The sequence below is a fragment of the Clavibacter sp. AC415 genome, assembly GCF_979252985.1.
In genome coordinates, this window is sequence record NZ_CEEDAR010000022.1 from 32,079 (window position 1) to 47,620 (window position 15,542).

At 74.7% G+C, this 15,542-nt stretch carries 16 protein-coding genes and 1 pseudogene; 7 read left to right on the forward strand and 10 right to left on the reverse strand.

Annotation, left to right across the window (positions count from 1 at the left end):
- Positions 1-8: 8 nt before the first annotated feature.
- Positions 9-974, reverse strand: coding sequence for a DNA-3-methyladenine glycosylase family protein (locus ACZ411_RS15075; RefSeq protein WP_464171426.1), 966 nt, complete (start codon positions 972-974; stop codon positions 9-11).
- Between the two features lie 65 nt (positions 975-1,039).
- Here ACZ411_RS15075 and ACZ411_RS15080 point away from each other — a divergent pair, with 65 nt between their 5' ends.
- Entirely contained in the window at positions 1,040-1,537 is a 498-nt protein-coding gene (locus ACZ411_RS15080; RefSeq protein WP_104289572.1) for a pyridoxamine 5'-phosphate oxidase family protein, read from the forward strand.
- A gap of 25 nt (positions 1,538-1,562) precedes the next feature.
- Here ACZ411_RS15080 and ACZ411_RS15085 read toward each other — a convergent pair whose 3' ends face one another.
- Positions 1,563-2,288: a nucleoside/nucleotide kinase family protein gene (locus ACZ411_RS15085; protein ID WP_464171428.1), complete on the reverse strand. Its 726-nt coding sequence runs from the start codon at positions 2,286-2,288 to the stop codon at positions 1,563-1,565.
- A 38-nt stretch (positions 2,289-2,326) separates the two neighbouring features.
- Here ACZ411_RS15085 and ACZ411_RS15090 point away from each other — a divergent pair, with 38 nt between their 5' ends.
- The 6 genes from ACZ411_RS15090 (at position 2,327) to ACZ411_RS15115 (ending at position 7,533) form a co-directional block, all read left to right on the forward strand.
- Positions 2,327-3,352 carry a 6-phosphofructokinase gene (locus ACZ411_RS15090; protein ID WP_094115051.1) on the forward strand — a complete coding sequence of 342 codons (1,026 nt, stop codon included), beginning with the start codon at positions 2,327-2,329 and terminating at the stop codon, positions 3,350-3,352.
- A 54-nt stretch (positions 3,353-3,406) separates the two neighbouring features.
- Positions 3,407-4,432: an MDR family oxidoreductase gene (locus ACZ411_RS15095; RefSeq protein ID WP_464171431.1), complete on the forward strand. Its 1,026-nt coding sequence runs from the start codon at positions 3,407-3,409 to the stop codon at positions 4,430-4,432.
- Between the two features lie 104 nt (positions 4,433-4,536).
- A complete protein-coding gene (locus ACZ411_RS15100; RefSeq protein ID WP_104289575.1) occupies positions 4,537-4,929 on the forward strand; it encodes a DUF1304 domain-containing protein in 393 nt (130 codons plus the stop codon).
- Positions 4,930-5,008: 79 nt separating this feature from the next.
- Positions 5,009-5,668 carry a biliverdin-producing heme oxygenase gene (locus tag ACZ411_RS15105; protein WP_464171433.1) on the forward strand — a complete coding sequence of 220 codons (660 nt, stop codon included), beginning with the start codon at positions 5,009-5,011 and terminating at the stop codon, positions 5,666-5,668.
- A gap of 89 nt (positions 5,669-5,757) precedes the next feature.
- On the forward strand, positions 5,758-6,579 hold the full coding sequence (locus ACZ411_RS15110) for a DNA/RNA non-specific endonuclease (RefSeq protein ID WP_464171435.1): 822 nt from the start codon (positions 5,758-5,760) through the stop codon (positions 6,577-6,579).
- 108 nt (positions 6,580-6,687) lie between these two features.
- A complete protein-coding gene (locus ACZ411_RS15115) occupies positions 6,688-7,533 on the forward strand; it encodes a chymotrypsin family serine protease (protein ID WP_464171437.1) in 846 nt (281 codons plus the stop codon).
- A gap of 12 nt (positions 7,534-7,545) precedes the next feature.
- On the opposite strand, the gene hemL is transcribed toward ACZ411_RS15115, so the two are convergent.
- The 8 genes and pseudogenes from hemL to ACZ411_RS15155 form a co-directional block, all read right to left on the reverse strand.
- On the reverse strand, positions 7,546-8,913 hold the full coding sequence (gene hemL, locus ACZ411_RS15120; RefSeq protein ID WP_104289579.1) for a glutamate-1-semialdehyde 2,1-aminomutase: 1,368 nt from the start codon (positions 8,911-8,913) through the stop codon (positions 7,546-7,548).
- Positions 8,914-9,004: 91 nt separating this feature from the next.
- Positions 9,005-9,985: a porphobilinogen synthase gene (gene hemB / locus ACZ411_RS15125; protein ID WP_464171440.1), complete on the reverse strand. Its 981-nt coding sequence runs from the start codon at positions 9,983-9,985 to the stop codon at positions 9,005-9,007.
- Positions 9,982-10,821: a uroporphyrinogen-III synthase gene (locus tag ACZ411_RS15130; RefSeq protein ID WP_104289581.1), complete on the reverse strand. Its 840-nt coding sequence runs from the start codon at positions 10,819-10,821 to the stop codon at positions 9,982-9,984. Before ACZ411_RS15130 ends, hemB begins: the two co-directional genes overlap by 4 nt.
- Positions 10,818-11,804, reverse strand: coding sequence for a hydroxymethylbilane synthase (gene hemC, locus ACZ411_RS15135; RefSeq protein WP_464171442.1), 987 nt, complete (start codon positions 11,802-11,804; stop codon positions 10,818-10,820). The genes ACZ411_RS15130 and hemC overlap by 4 nt, the downstream gene beginning before the upstream one ends.
- A pseudogene (locus ACZ411_RS15140) lies at positions 11,801-13,052 on the reverse strand (ferrochelatase). Before ACZ411_RS15140 ends, hemC begins: the two are co-directional and overlap by 4 nt.
- On the reverse strand, positions 13,052-13,822 hold the full coding sequence (hemQ, locus tag ACZ411_RS15145; RefSeq protein ID WP_464171444.1) for a hydrogen peroxide-dependent heme synthase: 771 nt from the start codon (positions 13,820-13,822) through the stop codon (positions 13,052-13,054). Before hemQ ends, ACZ411_RS15140 begins: the two are co-directional and overlap by 1 nt.
- A gap of 68 nt (positions 13,823-13,890) precedes the next feature.
- The gene (locus ACZ411_RS15150) at positions 13,891-14,454 is read right to left on the reverse strand and encodes a TIGR03086 family metal-binding protein (protein ID WP_094115040.1); all 564 of its coding nucleotides are present in this window, start codon (positions 14,452-14,454) and stop codon (positions 13,891-13,893) included.
- 100 nt (positions 14,455-14,554) lie between these two features.
- Positions 14,555-15,508 carry a hypothetical protein gene (locus ACZ411_RS15155; RefSeq protein WP_464171447.1) on the reverse strand — a complete coding sequence of 318 codons (954 nt, stop codon included), beginning with the start codon at positions 15,506-15,508 and terminating at the stop codon, positions 14,555-14,557.
- Positions 15,509-15,542 lie beyond the last annotated feature (34 nt).

Below are 15,542 nucleotides of genomic sequence, written 5' to 3' on the forward strand. Positions count from 1 at the left end.
CCCGCCGGTCAGTGCCCCCGGTGGTCCTGCACCGTCATGCGCGGGCCGAAGCGCGGCTTCCGGAACCCGCTCGCCTCGATGAGCCGCATCACCCGCTGGCGCTGACCGCGCCACGGCTCGAGCAGCTCGAGCATCCCGTCGTCGTCGACCGGGTGGCCGGCCAGCGCCCACCCCACGGTGTCGTGCACGTGGTAGTCGCCGACGCTGACCGAGTCCGGGTCCCCGTGGGAGCGCTGGGTCGTCTCGGCGGCCGTCCAGATCCCGACGCCCGGGACGGACCGCAGCCGCCGCGTGATCTCGTCGCTCCCCCGGCCGAGCGCCAGGGTCCGCTCGAGGCCGGCGGCGCTGGTCGCGACGGCGATGAGGGTGCGCGACCGCTTCGGGTCCACGCCCACGCGGTGCCACTCCCACGACGGGATGAGGCGCCAGCGCTCGGGCGACGGCAGCACGCGCATGCCGACGGGAACGGGGCCGGGGGCGGGCTCGCCGTGCGCGAGGATCAGCTGCCGCCACGCCCGCCGCGCCTCGAGGCCCGTGACCTTCTGCTCGAGAACGGCGGACGCCATCGCCTCGAAGACGTGGTTCGTCCGCATCAGCCGCAGGGCCGGGAGGCGCCGGTGCGCGTCGCGGAGGAGCGGGTGCGCCGAGACGTCGAGGTCGGACCAGTCGTCGCCCTCGCCGAGGAGCTCGGGCACGCCCTGGATGACCCACTCCGCGCCGGGCCCCCAGGCGCGCGCGTCGACGCCGCCGTCCGCGCGCGGGTCGAGCCGGAGCGACGCGGACCCGAGGGGCGTGCGCGCCGTGCGCCAGAGGCCGACGCGGCGGGAGCCGGGCGGCGCCGGATCCCAGCGGCAGGTCGGATCGACGACGCCGCGGAACAGGGGCCGCAGCACGAGCCGGAGGTCGACCTCGCGATCCGGGACGTAGGCCGTCCGCGCGTCGGAAGGGGTCGTCCCCGTGCCGCCTCCGTCCATCCCCTCAGGGTACGCACGGCCGCCGACCCTCCTCCTCGACGGGCGGCACGCGTAGCGTCGACCCCATGACCGACATCCAGGACGACCAGGCCGACCGCGAGCGCGTCGCCGAGCTCATCAAGGGGGCGCGCATCGCGCTCCTCACCACCGTCAACGCCCACGGGCAGCTCGTGAGCCGCCCGCTCGCCAGCCAGGAGCGCGACTTCGACGGCGACCTGTGGTTCTTCACGCAGGACCCCAGCGACAAGACCACCGAGATCCGCGCGAACGACCAGGTCAACGTGTCCCTGCAGACCGGCGACGGCTTCCTCTCCATCGCCGGCACCGCCGAGATCACCCGCGACCGCGCGCGCATCGACGAGCTGTGGTCCGCGGGCGCCGAGGCGTGGTTCGAGGGCGGCAAGGAGGACCCGTCCGTGGCCCTCGTGCGCGTGCATGCCGACGCCGCCGAGTACTGGTACCAGGACACCCCCAAGCCCGTCGCGCTGATCAAGTACGCGAAGGCCGTCGTCACGGGCGAGCGCCCGAAGGACGTCGGGGAGCACGGCACCGTCGAGCTCTGATCCGTCGAGCTCCGATCCGTCGCGGTCAGCCGCCCGCGGCGTCGCGGACCGCGGCGGCCGTGCCGTCCACCACCAGGTCGGCGCGGCCCCGGGTCGCCTCGACGAGGCGGGCGTTGGCGCCGTCGACCTCCCGCGCCCAGGCCTCCGCCGCAGCCGGCGTGCGCCCGCCCGCCGTGTGCCGGTCGACGAGGCGCGAGGCGCGCTCCGCGTCCGGGGTCGCGCAGAACCAGGCCTCGTCGAGCTCCGCGGCGACGAGCGTCCACGGCTCCTCGTCCACCAGGAGGTAGTTGCCCTCGAGGACGACGAGGCGCGTCCCGGGCTCCACCGCGATCGCGCCGGTGACGCCCTCGTCGACGGCCCGGTCGAACGACGGCGCGTAGACCGGGTGGTCCGCCTCGGCGCGGAGGCGCCGCACGAGGGCGAGGACGCCCCACCCGTCGAAGGTGTCGACGGCGCCCTTGCGCTCGTGCCGGCCCAGCCGGTCGAGCGTCGCGTTGGCGAGGTGGAAGCCGTCCATGGGCACGTCCGCCGCCGTGCCGCTCCCCGCGAGCGCGTCGACGCGCGCGACGAGCGCCTGCGCGAGCGTCGTCTTCCCGGCGCCGGGGCTGCCCGCGATCCCGAGCACCGCGCGACGGCCGTCCCGGACGAGCCCGAGGGCCCGGTGCGCGAGGGCGTCGAGGTCGTCGAGGCGGTCCGGGCCGACGCGCGGAGCCGGTCCGGGGTGCCGGGGCCCATCCGGCGCGGTGTCCATCCACCCAGTCTCGCGGACGCGTGCCCCATGATGGACGTGTGCGCATCGGAATCCTCACCTCAGGCGGAGACTGCCCCGGACTCAACGCGGTGATCCGCGGGGCGGTGCTCAAGGGAACGACCATCCACAAGCAGGAGTTCGTGGGCTTCCGCGACGGCTGGCGGGGCGTCGTCGACGGCGACGTCATGCCGCTCGCGCGCCGCGACATCCAGGGCATCGGCAAGCAGGGCGGCACGATCCTCGGCACCAGCCGCACGAACCCGTTCGAGGGCGACGGCGGCGTCGAGAGGATCCAGGAGAACCTCGACCGGCTGGGCATCGACGCGATCCTCGCCATCGGCGGCGAGGGCACGCTGGCCGCCGCGAAGCGCCTCACCGACGCGGGGCTCAAGATCGTCGGCGTCCCCAAGACGGTCGACAACGACCTCGACGCCACCGACTACACGTTCGGCTTCGACACCGCGGTGCAGATCGCGACCGACGCCATGGACCGCCTCCGCACCACGGGCGACTCGCACAGCCGCTGCATGGTGGCCGAGGTCATGGGCCGCCACGTCGGATGGATCGCCCTGCACTCCGGCATGGCCGCGGGCGCCCACGCGATCCTCATCCCCGAGCAGAAGACGAGCATGGACGAGATCGTGGCGTGGGTCCGCTCGGCCTACGACCGCGGGCGCGCGCCGCTCGTCGTCGTCGCCGAGGGGTTCGTGCCCGAGCACGCGGCCGACGCGCACGGCGAGCGCGGCCTCGACGCCTTCGGCCGTCCCCGCCTCGGCGGGATCGGCGAGCAGCTCGCCCCGATCATCGAGGAGCGCACGGGCATCGAGACCCGCGCCACGACCCTCGGCCACATCCAGCGCGGCGGGACCCCGTCCTCCTACGACCGCGTGCTCGCGACGCGCCTCGGCCTCGCCGCGGTCGACAGCGTCCGCGACGGCCACTGGGGCCGCATGGTCGCGCTCCGCGGCACCGACATCGTGCACGTCGGCTTCGAGGAGGCCCTCGGCCGCCTGAAGACCGTGCCGCAGCACCGCTACGACGAGGCCGCGATCCTCTTCGGCTGATCCGGAGGGCCGCCGCCGCTCGCGCGCGCCACGCCCCGGGCGTAGCGTGACGGCATGACGTACCGCGCGCTCGTGGCCGAGCAGACCGTCGCCGACGACGGCACGACGGGCATCGAGGTCGCCCTGCGCGACCTCCCCGACGAGCGGGCGACGGGCGGTGCGGACGGGCCGGGCGACGGCGAGGTCCTCCTCGACGTCCTGTTCTCGAGCATCAACTACAAGGACGGCATGCTGCTCGGCGGCCGTCCGGGCATCGCCCGAACCAGCCCGCTCGTGGCCGGGATCGACGCCGTCGGCACGGTCGCGGCGAGCGGATCCGACGCCTTCTCCCCCGGCGACCTGGTGGTCCTGAACGGCGCCGGCCTCGGGGAGAGCCGCGACGGCGGACTCGCCGAGCGCGTGCGGGTCCCCGCCGACGCGCTGGTGCCCGTGCCCGACGGGCTCGACGCGCGGCGCGCCGCCGCCATCGGCACCGCGGGCTTCACCGCGATGCTCTCGGTGCTCGCCCTGGAGCGCGGCGGCGTCGAGCCCGGGGCGGGAGACGTGCTGGTGACGGGCGCGGGCGGCGGGGTCGGATCCGTGGCGATCGCCCTCCTCGCCCGCCTCGGCCACCGCGTCGTCGCCAGCACCGGCCGCGTCGACGAGCTCGGCGACCGGTTGCGGGCGCTCGGCGCGGCGGACGTGATCGACCGCGCGGAGCTCGGCGAGCCGGGGAAGCCGCTGCAGCGCATCCGCTGGGCCGGGGCCGTGGACAGCGTGGGCAGCGCGACGCTCGTCAACGTGCTCGCGCAGACCCGGTGGGGCGGGGTGGTCACGGCCGCCGGCCTCGCGCAGGGGCCCGACCTGCCGGGCACCGTGCTGCCGTTCATCCTCCGTGCCGTGACGCTCGCCGGGATCAACTCGGTGGACGCGCCCGCCGCGCTCCGCCGCGAGGCCTGGTCGCGGCTCGCCACCGACCTCGACCCGGCGCTCCTCGACGCGATCACGACGACGGTGCCGCTCGGGGAGGCGGTCGCCGCCGGCGAGCGGATCCTCGCGGGGGCCTCGAGCGGACGCGTCGTCGTCGACGTCCGCGCCTGACGGGCGATCCGCCGCCGTCCTCGCGCTCGCGCTCGCGCTCGCGGGAGGCACCGCCCGCGCTAGCCTGGGCGCGATGCGGCACGCTGCCGCCGGAGTGAGGGAACATGACCGCGGTCGCCGCCACCGGAACCATCTTCGTCGGACTGGCGGCCCTGCTGCACGTGTTCTTCTTCCTGCTCGAGAGCGTCTGGTTCGAGCGGCCGTTCGCCTGGGGGCGCTTCGGCGTCGAGGACCAGGAGAAGGCCCGCATCATCAAGCCCTGGGCCTACAACCAGGGCTTCTACAACCTGTTCCTCGCCCTCGGCGCGGGCCTCGGCCTCATCCTCTACTTCGTCGGCAACGTGCCCGCCGGCCTCACGCTCGTGCTCTTCACGACCGCGTGCATGGTGCTCGCCTCGATCATCATCGCCAGCACGGGCAAGAAGTACCTGCTCCCGGCGCTCATCCAGGGCGTGCCGCCGCTGCTCGGCCTCGTGTTCTTCGCCGCCGCCTCCTGAGCCTCGGCCGACGGTCCCCGTCACGGGCGCGGCACGCCCTTCCGCCGGGGCCGCGGATGAGGTTAGGCTCACCTACATCATGACCGTCGTCCCCCTCACCGAGGCCCTCCGCGACCGCGCACGACCGCGCGCCGAGAGCCAGGACGCGGACGAGTTCATGACCGCGCTCGTCACCGGTCGCGGCTGCCGCGACGACTACGTGGCCCTCGTCGCCCAGCACTACTTCATCTACCGCGCCATCGAGGCGGCGACGCAGCGCATGGCGGCGGATCCCGTCGCCGCGCGCTTCATCGATCCGCACCTCACGCGACTCCCGGCCATCGAGGCCGACCTCGACTTCCTGGTCGGCGCCGACTGGCGGGAGGTGGTCCGGCCGCTCGCCAGCACGGCGGCCTACGTCGAGCGGATCGAGACGGTCGCCTCGGTCTGGGTCGGCGGATTCGTCGCGCACCACTACACGCGCTACCTCGGGGACCTGTCCGGCGGGCGCCTGCTGCGCACGCTGCTGCAGCGCCAGTTCGGCTTCGACACCAACGGCGTGGGCCTCTACCTGTTCGCTGAGATCGCCGAGCCGCGACGGTTCTGCAGCACCTACCGCGAGGCCCTCGACCAGGTGCCGTGGGACGACGCCGAGCGCGCCCGCGTCGTCGCCGAGGTCGAGCACGCGTACCGGCTCACGACCGACGTGTTCGCCGAGCTCGCCCGCGGGCGGGCGACGGCACCGCTGCGTCGCGCCTGACCGTCCGGATCCCGTCCCTCCCGCGCCGTCCCCTGGGCGGCCGCCCCGCAGCCCGGTCGGGCGTCCGGGGCCGGGAATAGGCTCCGGACATGGACGGCTACGACCTCGACTTCCTGCCCATCCCGCTCCCGCTGCCCGAGGCCCCGGCCGACGCGCGGCCCGTGCGGCTCGACTACCTCCACTTCACGGTGCTCATGGACACCGACCGGCGGCTCGCCGCGCTCACGGCCGTGAACATCGACGGCGGCCGCCTCGTGGACGTGGAGCGCACGGACGACTGGCACCTGGATCCGCGCCTGCCGGAGGACCAGCAGTGCGGCCCGGAGCTGTACGCGCGCAACGACATCGACCGCGGCCACCTGGTGCGCCGTCGGGATCCCGTGTGGGGCGACATCGCGGAGGCCGCCCGGGCGAGCGCCGACACCTTCGCGTACACGAACGCCGCCCCGCAGGCGGCCGAGTTCAACCAGTCGAAGGAGCTGTGGCTCGGGCTCGAGGACTACGTGCTGGAGAACGCGGACCTCGGCGACCGCCGCATGACGGTGCTCACCGGCCCGGTCCTCTCGGACGACGACCCCGTGTACCGCGGCGTCCGGATCCCGCTGATGTTCTGGAAGATCGCGGCCTGGGTCGCGGACGACGGACTCGCGGCCACCGGGTACCTGCTCGACCAGGCCCCGCAGCTCGGCGACCTCGACCGGACGACGGCGACCGCGGACGCCCCCGAGCTCGGGCCGTACCGCACCTACCAGGTGGCGGTGGCGGAGATCGGCGCGCTCACGGGCTTCGACGTGGCGCAGCTCGCGGAGGCCGACCGCCTCGGCGTCCCGGCGACCGCCCGCCCGGGGACGCCCGCGGACGGGCGCGACGGCTGGGTGGAGCTGGAGCGCTTCGCGGCCATCACGCTCTGACCGCGGACTCGGCGGGGCCCCGTCGAGCGGGAGCTGTGGAGGTGCCCGACGACGCGGGGCCGCTCCCTGCGACGCTGTCGCATCCCCGTGCCCCGACGAGAGAGCCCCATGCCATCACCTGCCCCACGCCGCCGCCGGTCGCCGGGGGCGGCTGCCCTCGTCGTCGCCCTCGTCCTCCTGTCCGTCTGCGCGGGAGGGGCGCCTGCCAGCGCGCTCTCCCCGCTCCGCCTCCGGTTCCCCGTGATGGCCGGCACCAAGCTCGTCTCCGCATCGGGCAGCGCCTGCACGGCCGGAGCGGTGCTCCAGTACACGAGCCTGTACACGCGCATCAGCCAGGCCGCCGCAGCGACCCGGTACGTCCTCACCGCCAAGCACTGCGCGAGCATGCGGGAGAGCGTGCGGCTGGGGAGCGGCGTCGACGGCTACGTGTCCTGGCAGTCGCCGGACACCGACCTCGAGCTCATCACCGTCCCGCCGGGCTCGTCCCGCTCGGAGTCGTGCGGCCCGACGGGCTCGGGACCGATCCGCTGCAGCATCGTCGTCCAGTACTACCCGCGCGCGACCGGACGCGTCGTCCTCCCCTCCTCCACCAACGGACGCGACATCACCCCCGCGGTCACGCGGTACGCCGAGCCGCCCGGCGGTGAGCTCGCCTTCTGCCGGAGCGGGGCGGCATCCGGGGCGGACTGCACCATGCGGACGACGCGGACGCCGAGTCCCGTGCTGTTCGGGCTGCCCGGTGCCGCCTCGGCGACGCCCTCATCGGGGAATCCGAGCATCCCCGGCGACTCCGGGGCGCCCTTGGTCAGCCCGTCGAACGGGTTCACGGACGTCACCGTCTACGGCATCCTCCACGGCGGCCTGTCCTACGGCGGCGCATGGCAGAACCACTACGTCAGGATGAGCAGGTTCTTCGAGGAGACGAGCGGCTACTCCCTGGCTCCCGCCCGCTGATCCCCGGGCGGCCTACGCCGGCGGGGTGGCGTCGGCGGCCGCGCGGGCGGCGGCGGGCAGCGCGCGGATCACGCGCTCGAGCGACGCCTCGTCCATGGCGGCCGACACGAACCACGCCTCGAAGACCGACGGCGGCAGGCTGACGCCCTGGTCGAGCATCGCGTGGAAGAAGGCCGGGTAGCGCCAGGTCTCCTGCGCCTGCACGGTCGCGTAGTCGACGATCCCGCGCTCGGGCGGGGTGCCGAACGTGAAGCTGAAGAGGCTGCCCGCGCGCTGCACGGAGTACGCGAGGCCCGCCCGGTCGAAGGCGAGCTCGACGGCGTAGACGAGGATGTCGGCGGCGATGTCGAGCGCGCGGTAGACGTCGGCGTCGGCGAGGCGCAGCGTCGTGAGGCCCGCGGCGACCGCGACCGGGTTCCCGGAGAGCGTGCCGGCCTGGTAGACGGGACCGAGGGGCGCGAGGTGGTCCATCACGTCCGCGCGGCCGCCGAGCGCCGCGACGGGCAGGCCGCCGCCGATGACCTTGCCGTAGGTGACGAGGTCGGGCGTCCACGCGTCCGGGTGGTCGGCCGCGAGCCCGGCGTTGTCGAGGCCCCAGTAGCCGGCCGGGTGCACGCGGAAGCCGGTGAGCACCTCGTCGGAGATGAGGAGCGACCCGTTGTCGTGGGTGAGGCGCGCGAGCTCCGCGGTGAAGCCGGGCAGCGGTGGCACGACGCCCATGTTCGCGGCGGCGGCCTCCGTGATCACAGCGGCGATGCGGGGGCCGTGCTCGGCGAGGACCGCGCGGACGGCGTCGAGGTCGTTGTACGGCACCACGATGGTCTGCGCCGCGATGGCCTCCGGGATGCCCGCGGAGCCCGGGAGCGCGAGGGTGGCGACGCCCGAGCCCGCCTCCGCGAGGAGGCTGTCGGAGTGGCCGTGGTAGTGGCCCGAGAACTTCACCAGCAGGTCGCGGCCGGTGAAGCCGCGGGCGAGGCGGATCGCGGTCATGGTGGCCTCGGTGCCCGTGGACACGAGGCGGAGCTTCTCGATGGGGCGGCGGTCCGGGGATCCGTCGACGCCGGCGACGCGCACGCGCTCGGTGACGAGCTCGGCGAGCTCCGTCTCCGCGGGGGTGGTGGCGCCGAAGCCGAGGCCGAGGGCGGCCGCGTCCTGGACCGCCCGCACCACCTCCGGGCGGGCGTGGCCGAGGATCGCCGGACCCCACGAGTTGACGAGGTCGACGTACTCCACGCCGTCGGCGTCGGTCACGTACGGACCCGACGCCCGCACCATCATGCGCGGCGTGCCGCCGACGGATCCGAACGCGCGGACGGGCGAGTTGACGCCGCCGGGGATGACGTCGCGTGCGCGGTCGAAGAGGTCCTGGGAGTGGGTCACGGTGAGTCCTTCGGTGCGCGGTGGGGTCGCGCTCGGTTCGGGCGGCGGAGGGGGGTCCGGCGCCGGGTGCTGTTCTCGGGCGGGTGCGGGCTCAGCGCCGCGCGAGGCGCTCGGCGAGCTCGACGGCCCAGTAGGTGAGGATCGCGTCGGCGCCGGCCCGCTTGATGCCGAGGACGCTCTCCTCGATGGCGCGCTCGCGGTCGATCCAGCCGTTCTGCGCGGCGGCCTCGATCATCGCGTACTCGCCGGAGATCTGGTAGGCCCAGACGGGCACGCTGCTCGACGCGGCGACGTCGGCGAGGATGTCGAGGTAGCTCATGGCGGGCTTCACCATGACGACGTCGGCGCCCTCCTCGATGTCGAGCTCGACCTCGCGCAGCGCCTCGCGGCGGTTGCCGTTGTCCATCTGGTACGTGCGGCGGTCGCCGACGAGCTGCGAGTCCACCGCGTCGCGGAACGGGCCGTAGAAGGCGCTGGCGTACTTGGCCGCGTAGGCGAGGATCGCGACGTCGTGGTGCCCGGCGTCGTCGAGGGCCTCGCGGACCGCGCCGACCTGGCCGTCCATCATGCCGCTGAGGCCCAGCAGGTGGGATCCGGCCTCCGCCTGGGCGAGGCCCATGGCGCGGTAGCGGTCGAGCGTGCGGTCGTTGTCGACCACGCCGTGGGCGTCGAGGACGCCGCAGTGGCCGTGGTCGGTGAACTCGTCCAGGCACAGGTCGGTCTGCACGACGAGCGCGTCGCCGACCTCCTCGACGGCGACCCGGGTGGCGACGTTGAGGATGCCGTCGGGATCGCTGGCGCCCGTGCCCTCCGCGTCGCGGACCGCGGGCACGCCGAACAGCATCACGCCGCCGATGCCCGACTCCGCGGCCTCGACGAGCGCGCGGCGCAGGCTGTCGAGCGAGTGCTGGGAGACGCCCGGCATGGAGGAGATGGGCTGCGCCTCCGCCAGGCCCTCGCGCACGAACATCGGCAGCACGAGGTCGGCGGCGTGCAGGCGCGTCTCCGCGGTCAGGCGGCGCATGGCGGGCGACGTGCGGAGGCGGCGCGGACGGTAGTACGGGGACGTCATTCGGTGGTGCTCCGATCGAGGAGGTCGGCGAGGCCGGCGATGGCGGCGCTGTCGGTGCGCGGCTCCTCCTGGCGGGAGATGTCGACGAGGGACTGGATGAGCGACGCGGCGGAGCGCTCGGGCGCGACCACATCGACGCGGACGCCGGAGCGGCGCGCGTCCTTCGCGGTGCGCGGGCCGATGCACGCGATGAGCACGCCCTCGGGCACGTCGCCCAGCTGCTCGTGGACCTGCTCCGCGACGCTGCCCGAGGTGACGAGGATCGCGCGGACGCGGCCCGAGGCGACGTCCTCCCGGATCCGGTCGCTGACGGGGACGCCGACCGTGCGGTAGGCGACGACCGAGCGCACGTCGTGGCCGCGGGCGATGAGCCCGTCGGTGAGCGTCGGCTTCGCGATCTCCGACCGCAGCGTGAGCACGCGGCGGCGCGGGGACCCGGCGGCCATCTCGGTCCACTCCTCGAGGAGGGCGGTGGCGGAGGAGTCGATGGACGGCACGAAGTCGACCGTGTAGCCGGCAGCCACGAGGGCTGCGGCGGTGGTCTCGCCGACCGCGGCGATGCGGGTGCCCTCCGGCACGGAGGCGCGGTGGGACGACAGCACGTCGACCGTGGTGGCGCTCGTGACGGTGAGCCAGTCGAAGGTGCCGCCGGCGAGGTCGGCGAGGGCCTGCTCGAGGCCCGGGGCGTCCTGCGTGGCCGCGAAGTTGATCATCGGCGCGACGACGGGCGTGGCCCCCTGGGCGCGGAGGTCGTAGGCGACGCCGTCGCCCCACGGCCCGCCGCGCGGCACGAGCACGCGCCAGCCCTTCAGGGGCTTCTGGTCCGTCGAGGTCATCGGGTCCCTCCCAGCGGCGCGAGGCCGGCCGCTCCGGCGTCGAGGAGCTCGCGGGACACGGGTCCCGAGAGCGTGGCGGCGTAGGCGCCGAGCTGGGCGACCTCCACCCCCGAGGTGTCGAGCTCGGTGCTCGCGGCCATGCGCTGCGTGCCGTCCGGCCGGTAGACGACGGCGGTGAGGGCGAGCCGCCCGCTGGTGACGGAGGCGAACGCGCCGATGGGCGCGGCGCAGCCCGCCTCGAGGGCGGCGAGGACGCCGCGCTCGGCGAGGACGGCGGCGTGCGTGAACGGGTCGTCGACGGCCTCGACCGCGCGGCCCACCTCGGAGTGCGTCTCCGCGTCCTCCGCCCGGATCTCGAGCGCGAGCGCGCCCTGGCCGGGAGCCGTGGGCCAGCGGTCGAGCTCGAGGTGCTCGGTGGCGGCGTCGATGCGGTCGATGCGCTCGAGGCCCGCGGCCGCGAGGATCACGGCGTCGAGGTCCCCGGCGCTCACGCGCGAGAGCCGCGTGTCGATGTTGCCGCGGATGTCGACCACCTCGAGGTCGGGGCGCTCGGCGAGGATCTGGGCGCGACGGCGCGGGGAGCCGGTGCCCACGCGCGCGCCGCGCGGCAGGGTCGCGAGGGTGAGGCCGTCGCGCGCGCACACGACGTCGCGCGGGTCCTCGCGCGCGGGCACGGACGCGACCGTGAGGCCCGCGTAGGGCGCCGTCGGCAGGTCCTTCAGGGAGTGGACCACGAGGTCGCACTCGCCGCGGAGGAGCGACTCGCGGAGGGCGCTCGCGAACACGCCCGTGCCGCCGAGGGTCGCCAGGGACTCGCGCGACGTGTCGCCGTGCGTGGTGACCGGGACGAGCTCGACCTCGAGTCCCGACGCGCCGGAGATCTCCGCGGCGATCGCGCGCGTCTGGGCCAGGGCGAGCGCGCTGCCCCGGGTCCCGATGCGCAGCGTCGTCCGCGGGGTCGGCGTCGTGGGACCGTCCGTCACGGTGCCAGCCCGGAGACGGCGGGCTTGAACCCCAGCCGCACGTTCTCGCAGCAGCCGGTGCGGCAGACGTGCGTACCAGGGCCCGAGGTCGGTCATGTGGGGGCGGTCGGCGGCCGCCATGCCGTCGCGGCGCTCCAGCACGAGGTCGATGAGGCCGTCGACGTACGCGGCGTGCACGCCCGGCGTGGGCACGCGCACCGAGTACAGGCCGTTCTCGGCCGCGGACTCGGTGGCCTCGTTGTCGAGGTCCCACTTGACCTCCATGTGGTCGCTCACGAAGCCGAGCGGCACGATCACGACGGCGCGGCGGCCCTTCGCGGGCAGCTCGCCGATGGCGTCGTTCACGTCGGGCTCGAGCCACGGCATGGACGGCGGGCCGGACCGCGACTGGTACACCAGCTGCCACGGCACGTCCTGGTCGATGCCGAGCTCCTTCCGCACCTCGTGCATGACGACCTCGGCGACGGCGAGGTGCTGCGCCGCGTAGGCGCCGTCCTGGTCGAAGCCGCGCTCCGCGGGGCCGGACTTGGCGGCGTCCGACGACGGGATGGAGTGGGTGCTGAACATGATCTCGACGTCGGTCGCGAGGTCGACCGGCGCGCCCTCGGCCTCGAAGTGGGCGACGACGTCGCGGATCCCGTCGCGCGTGCCCTCGATGAACGGCGTGACGAAGCCCGGGTGGTCGAAGAACTGGCGGACCTTGTCGATGCGGACGACGCCCTGGAGTCCCGTGTCCTCGAGCGCGTCCGCGAAGTCCTCGCGGTACTGGCGGCACGACGAGTACGAGCTGTACGCGCTCGTGGCGACGGCGATGAGCTGGCGGTAGCCCTTCTCCTCGGCCTCGCGCAGCGCGTCGTTGAGGTACGGGCCCCAGTTCCGGTTGCCCCAGAGCACGGGCAGGTCGATGCCCCGCTCGGCGAGGCGCGCCTCGAGGGCCGCCTTCAGCTCGCGGTTCTGCTCGTTGATGGGGCTGATGCCGCCGAACGCGCGGTAGTGGTGCGCGACCTCCTCGAGGCGCTCCTCGGGGATGCCGCGCCCGGAGGTCACGTTGCGGAGGAACGGGATGACGTCGTCCTGGCCCTCGGGGCCGCCGAACGACGCCAGGAGGATCGCGTCGTAGGCGACGGCCTCCTCGACGTGCGCGGGGCCGTGCTGCGCGGCGGGGCTCGCGGCGGAGACGAGGGCGCCCGGCTCGCGCGGGGCGTCGGTGGCGGGGGCGGGCTTGCGGCCCAGGTTCACTGCGGCCATTACTGGAGGACCTCCACGAGCTCGGCGGTGGTGATGCGGCGGCCCGTGTAGAACGGGACCTCCTCGCGCACGTGACGTCGCGCATCGGTGTTGCGCAGGTCGCGCATCATGTCGACCAGGTCGATGAGCTCGTTCGACTCGAGCGGGAGGATCCACTCGTAGTCGCCGAGGCCGAACGACGAGACCGTGTTCGCGACGACGCTGCGGAAGGCCGCACCCTGGCGGCCGTGCTGCGCGAGCATTCGGCCGCGCTCCTCGGGCGGGAGCAGGTACCACTCGTAGGACCGCACGAACGGATACACGCACAGCCAGTCGCGCGGCTCCTCGCCCCGGAGGAAGCCGGGCACGTGGGCGCGGTTGAACTCGGCGTCGCGGTGGACGCCCGCGGCGCTCCAGGAGGGGATGAGCGCGCGGATGAGGCGCGCACGGCGGATCTCGCGGAAGGCCCATTGCAGGGTCTCCATCTGCGGGCCGTGGATCCAGACCATGAGGTCGGCGTCGGCGCGCATGCCGGAGACGTCGTAGAACCCGCGGACGGTGACGCCCTCGCGCTCGACGATCGCGACGATGCCGTCGAGCTCGTCGACGGCGCCGGGGACCTCGCGGCCGTCGAGGTCGTCGGGGCGCTGCGGGTCGCGGCGGAGGACGGCCCAGAGGGCGTAGCCGGTGGGGCCGGCCTCGGGGGTCGACGTGTCACCGGGACGCGCCTCAGCGGAGGGGTCGATCGGGGGGACCTGCGATGCCGCCGACTCGGCGGACGGGATGCTCATGCCCCCATGGTACGTCGCGTGGGGACCCCGTCCCGCATCGGCCGGACGGCCGTCAGATCATTCCCCGGCTACCGGGCGTCGCGGCCGGTCAGCGCCAGCAGCCGCACCTGCAGAGGCGCGTCCTCCGCGACCGGCACGGGCGACGCGAAGAGGCCGCTCGCCTCGAGGGTGTCCTTCTGGGGAGCGAACACGGTCCATGTGGCGCGCACGAGCTCGTCGTCGATGCGCTCGTCCGCGCCCGTCGCCCGCGCGAGGTCCCAGCCGTGGATGACGACGTCCGACAGCTGCTCGCGCAGGTACTCGCGCGCCGGCACGCGGTCGGTGGAGAGCACCACGGGGCGCTCCGGGTCGACGCCCTGCCACGCGGCCAGGGCCTCCCTGGAGTAGCGGCCCCACTCGGCCACCAGGTCGTCGTCGAGCTCGCGGATGAGCGCCTGCCCCGTCTCGGCGGTGTGGCCGGCGAGGAGGAGCGGCACCCACTGCTGCTCCTCGATGACGTGGGACACGAGCTCGCGGACGTCCCACTCGACGTCGGGGGTCGGGGCCGTCCAGTCGGTGACCGCGCCGAGCCGGTCGGCGAAGCCGCTGTGCGCGCGGCGGATGAGGTCGTGCCAGTCGAGGTCGGTGTCCATGGTCGCGCTCCCGTCGGTGGTGTCCCGGGGGAACGTCCCGGGCGGGCGCGCGCATTCCCGCGCGCGGCCGCGTGCGTCGGGCCGGGCGCGGCCGCGCGCGTCAGGCCGGGGGCTGCCGCGCGGCGGAGAACTGGTGGCGCGGCGCGCGCAGGGCCCGGAACGGATCCGTCCCCGCGAGCCCCTGCAGCCCGGGCGCGAGGACCCCGAGGACGCCCACGACCGTCACGACGACCACCAGCACCCGCGGCCATCCCGACCCCACGGAGTGCACGACGGCCATGGGCTCCAGCAGGTTGACGCCGACGAGGAAGACCGTCGCGGACACCGCGAGCGACATGGCCGCGCCGTCGGCGATGCCGACCACGGCGAGGATGACGAGCACCCACAGGCCGTACCAGGGGTACACCACGGGCGACATCGCGACCACGCACGCGAAGGCCAGCGCGAGGCGGGCCTCGCCGGAGAGCGTGCGGGTCGTGAGGATGCACCAGGCCGCGCCCGCGAACCCGAGCAGGATGCCCGCGGTCTTGATGCCGCCCTCGACGGCGCCCCCGGGGCCGCCGAGGGCCTCGACGAGCGGGCCGACGGCACCCGCGGCGATGCCGAACGGCATGAACCAGGAGACCACGGAGACGGGGCTGGACAGGGCGGAGATCCAGCCGAGCCCGACGCCGAGCAGCTCGCCGGCGAGCGCGAGGAGGCCCATCGTCGCGACCGCGGAGGCGATCCAGGCGGCCCAGACGCGCGGATCGCGCGTGGGCGGGCGGAGGCCCGGCACCGCGCCAACGGAACCGTCGACGGCGACGCCGGCCGGCGCCCGGTCGTCGACGCGGCGCGCGCGCATCTCGGCGTGGACGATGGCGATGATCGGCAGCGCGAGCAGCGCGATGGGCTTCACCGCCACGGCGCCCGTCACCAGGAGGACGCCGAGCACCGGCCGCGAGTCGATGGCCGCCAGGAGTCCCGCGACGAGGAGGCCCAGCATGAGGGCGTCGTTGTGGGCGGCCATCACGAAGTTGAAGGCGACGAGCGGGCTCGCGGCGAGGAACCACACCGTCCAGGACCGGGTCGATGCGGCGTCGCCGCGC

Bases quoted from the DNA above. Each gene is read 5' to 3' on its own strand.
- ACZ411_RS15075 (WP_464171426.1), bottom strand. From the start codon at position 974: ATGGACGGAGGCGGCACGGGGACGACCCCTTCCGACGCGCGGACGGCC.
- ACZ411_RS15080 (WP_104289572.1), top strand. From the start codon at position 1,040: ATGACCGACATCCAGGACGACCAGGCCGACCGCGAGCGCGTCGCCGAG.
- ACZ411_RS15085 (WP_464171428.1), bottom strand. From the start codon at position 2,288: ATGGACACCGCGCCGGATGGGCCCCGGCACCCCGGACCGGCTCCGCGC.
- ACZ411_RS15095 (WP_464171431.1), top strand. From the start codon at position 3,407: ATGACGTACCGCGCGCTCGTGGCCGAGCAGACCGTCGCCGACGACGGC.
- ACZ411_RS15100 (WP_104289575.1), top strand. From the start codon at position 4,537: ATGACCGCGGTCGCCGCCACCGGAACCATCTTCGTCGGACTGGCGGCC.
- ACZ411_RS15105 (WP_464171433.1), top strand. From the start codon at position 5,009: ATGACCGTCGTCCCCCTCACCGAGGCCCTCCGCGACCGCGCACGACCG.
- ACZ411_RS15110 (WP_464171435.1), top strand. From the start codon at position 5,758: ATGGACGGCTACGACCTCGACTTCCTGCCCATCCCGCTCCCGCTGCCC.
- ACZ411_RS15115 (WP_464171437.1), top strand. From the start codon at position 6,688: ATGCCATCACCTGCCCCACGCCGCCGCCGGTCGCCGGGGGCGGCTGCC.
- hemB (WP_464171440.1), bottom strand. From the start codon at position 9,985: ATGACGTCCCCGTACTACCGTCCGCGCCGCCTCCGCACGTCGCCCGCC.
- ACZ411_RS15130 (WP_104289581.1), bottom strand. From the start codon at position 10,821: ATGACCTCGACGGACCAGAAGCCCCTGAAGGGCTGGCGCGTGCTCGTG.
- hemQ (WP_464171444.1), bottom strand. From the start codon at position 13,822: ATGAGCATCCCGTCCGCCGAGTCGGCGGCATCGCAGGTCCCCCCGATC.
- ACZ411_RS15150 (WP_094115040.1), bottom strand. From the start codon at position 14,454: ATGGACACCGACCTCGACTGGCACGACCTCATCCGCCGCGCGCACAGC.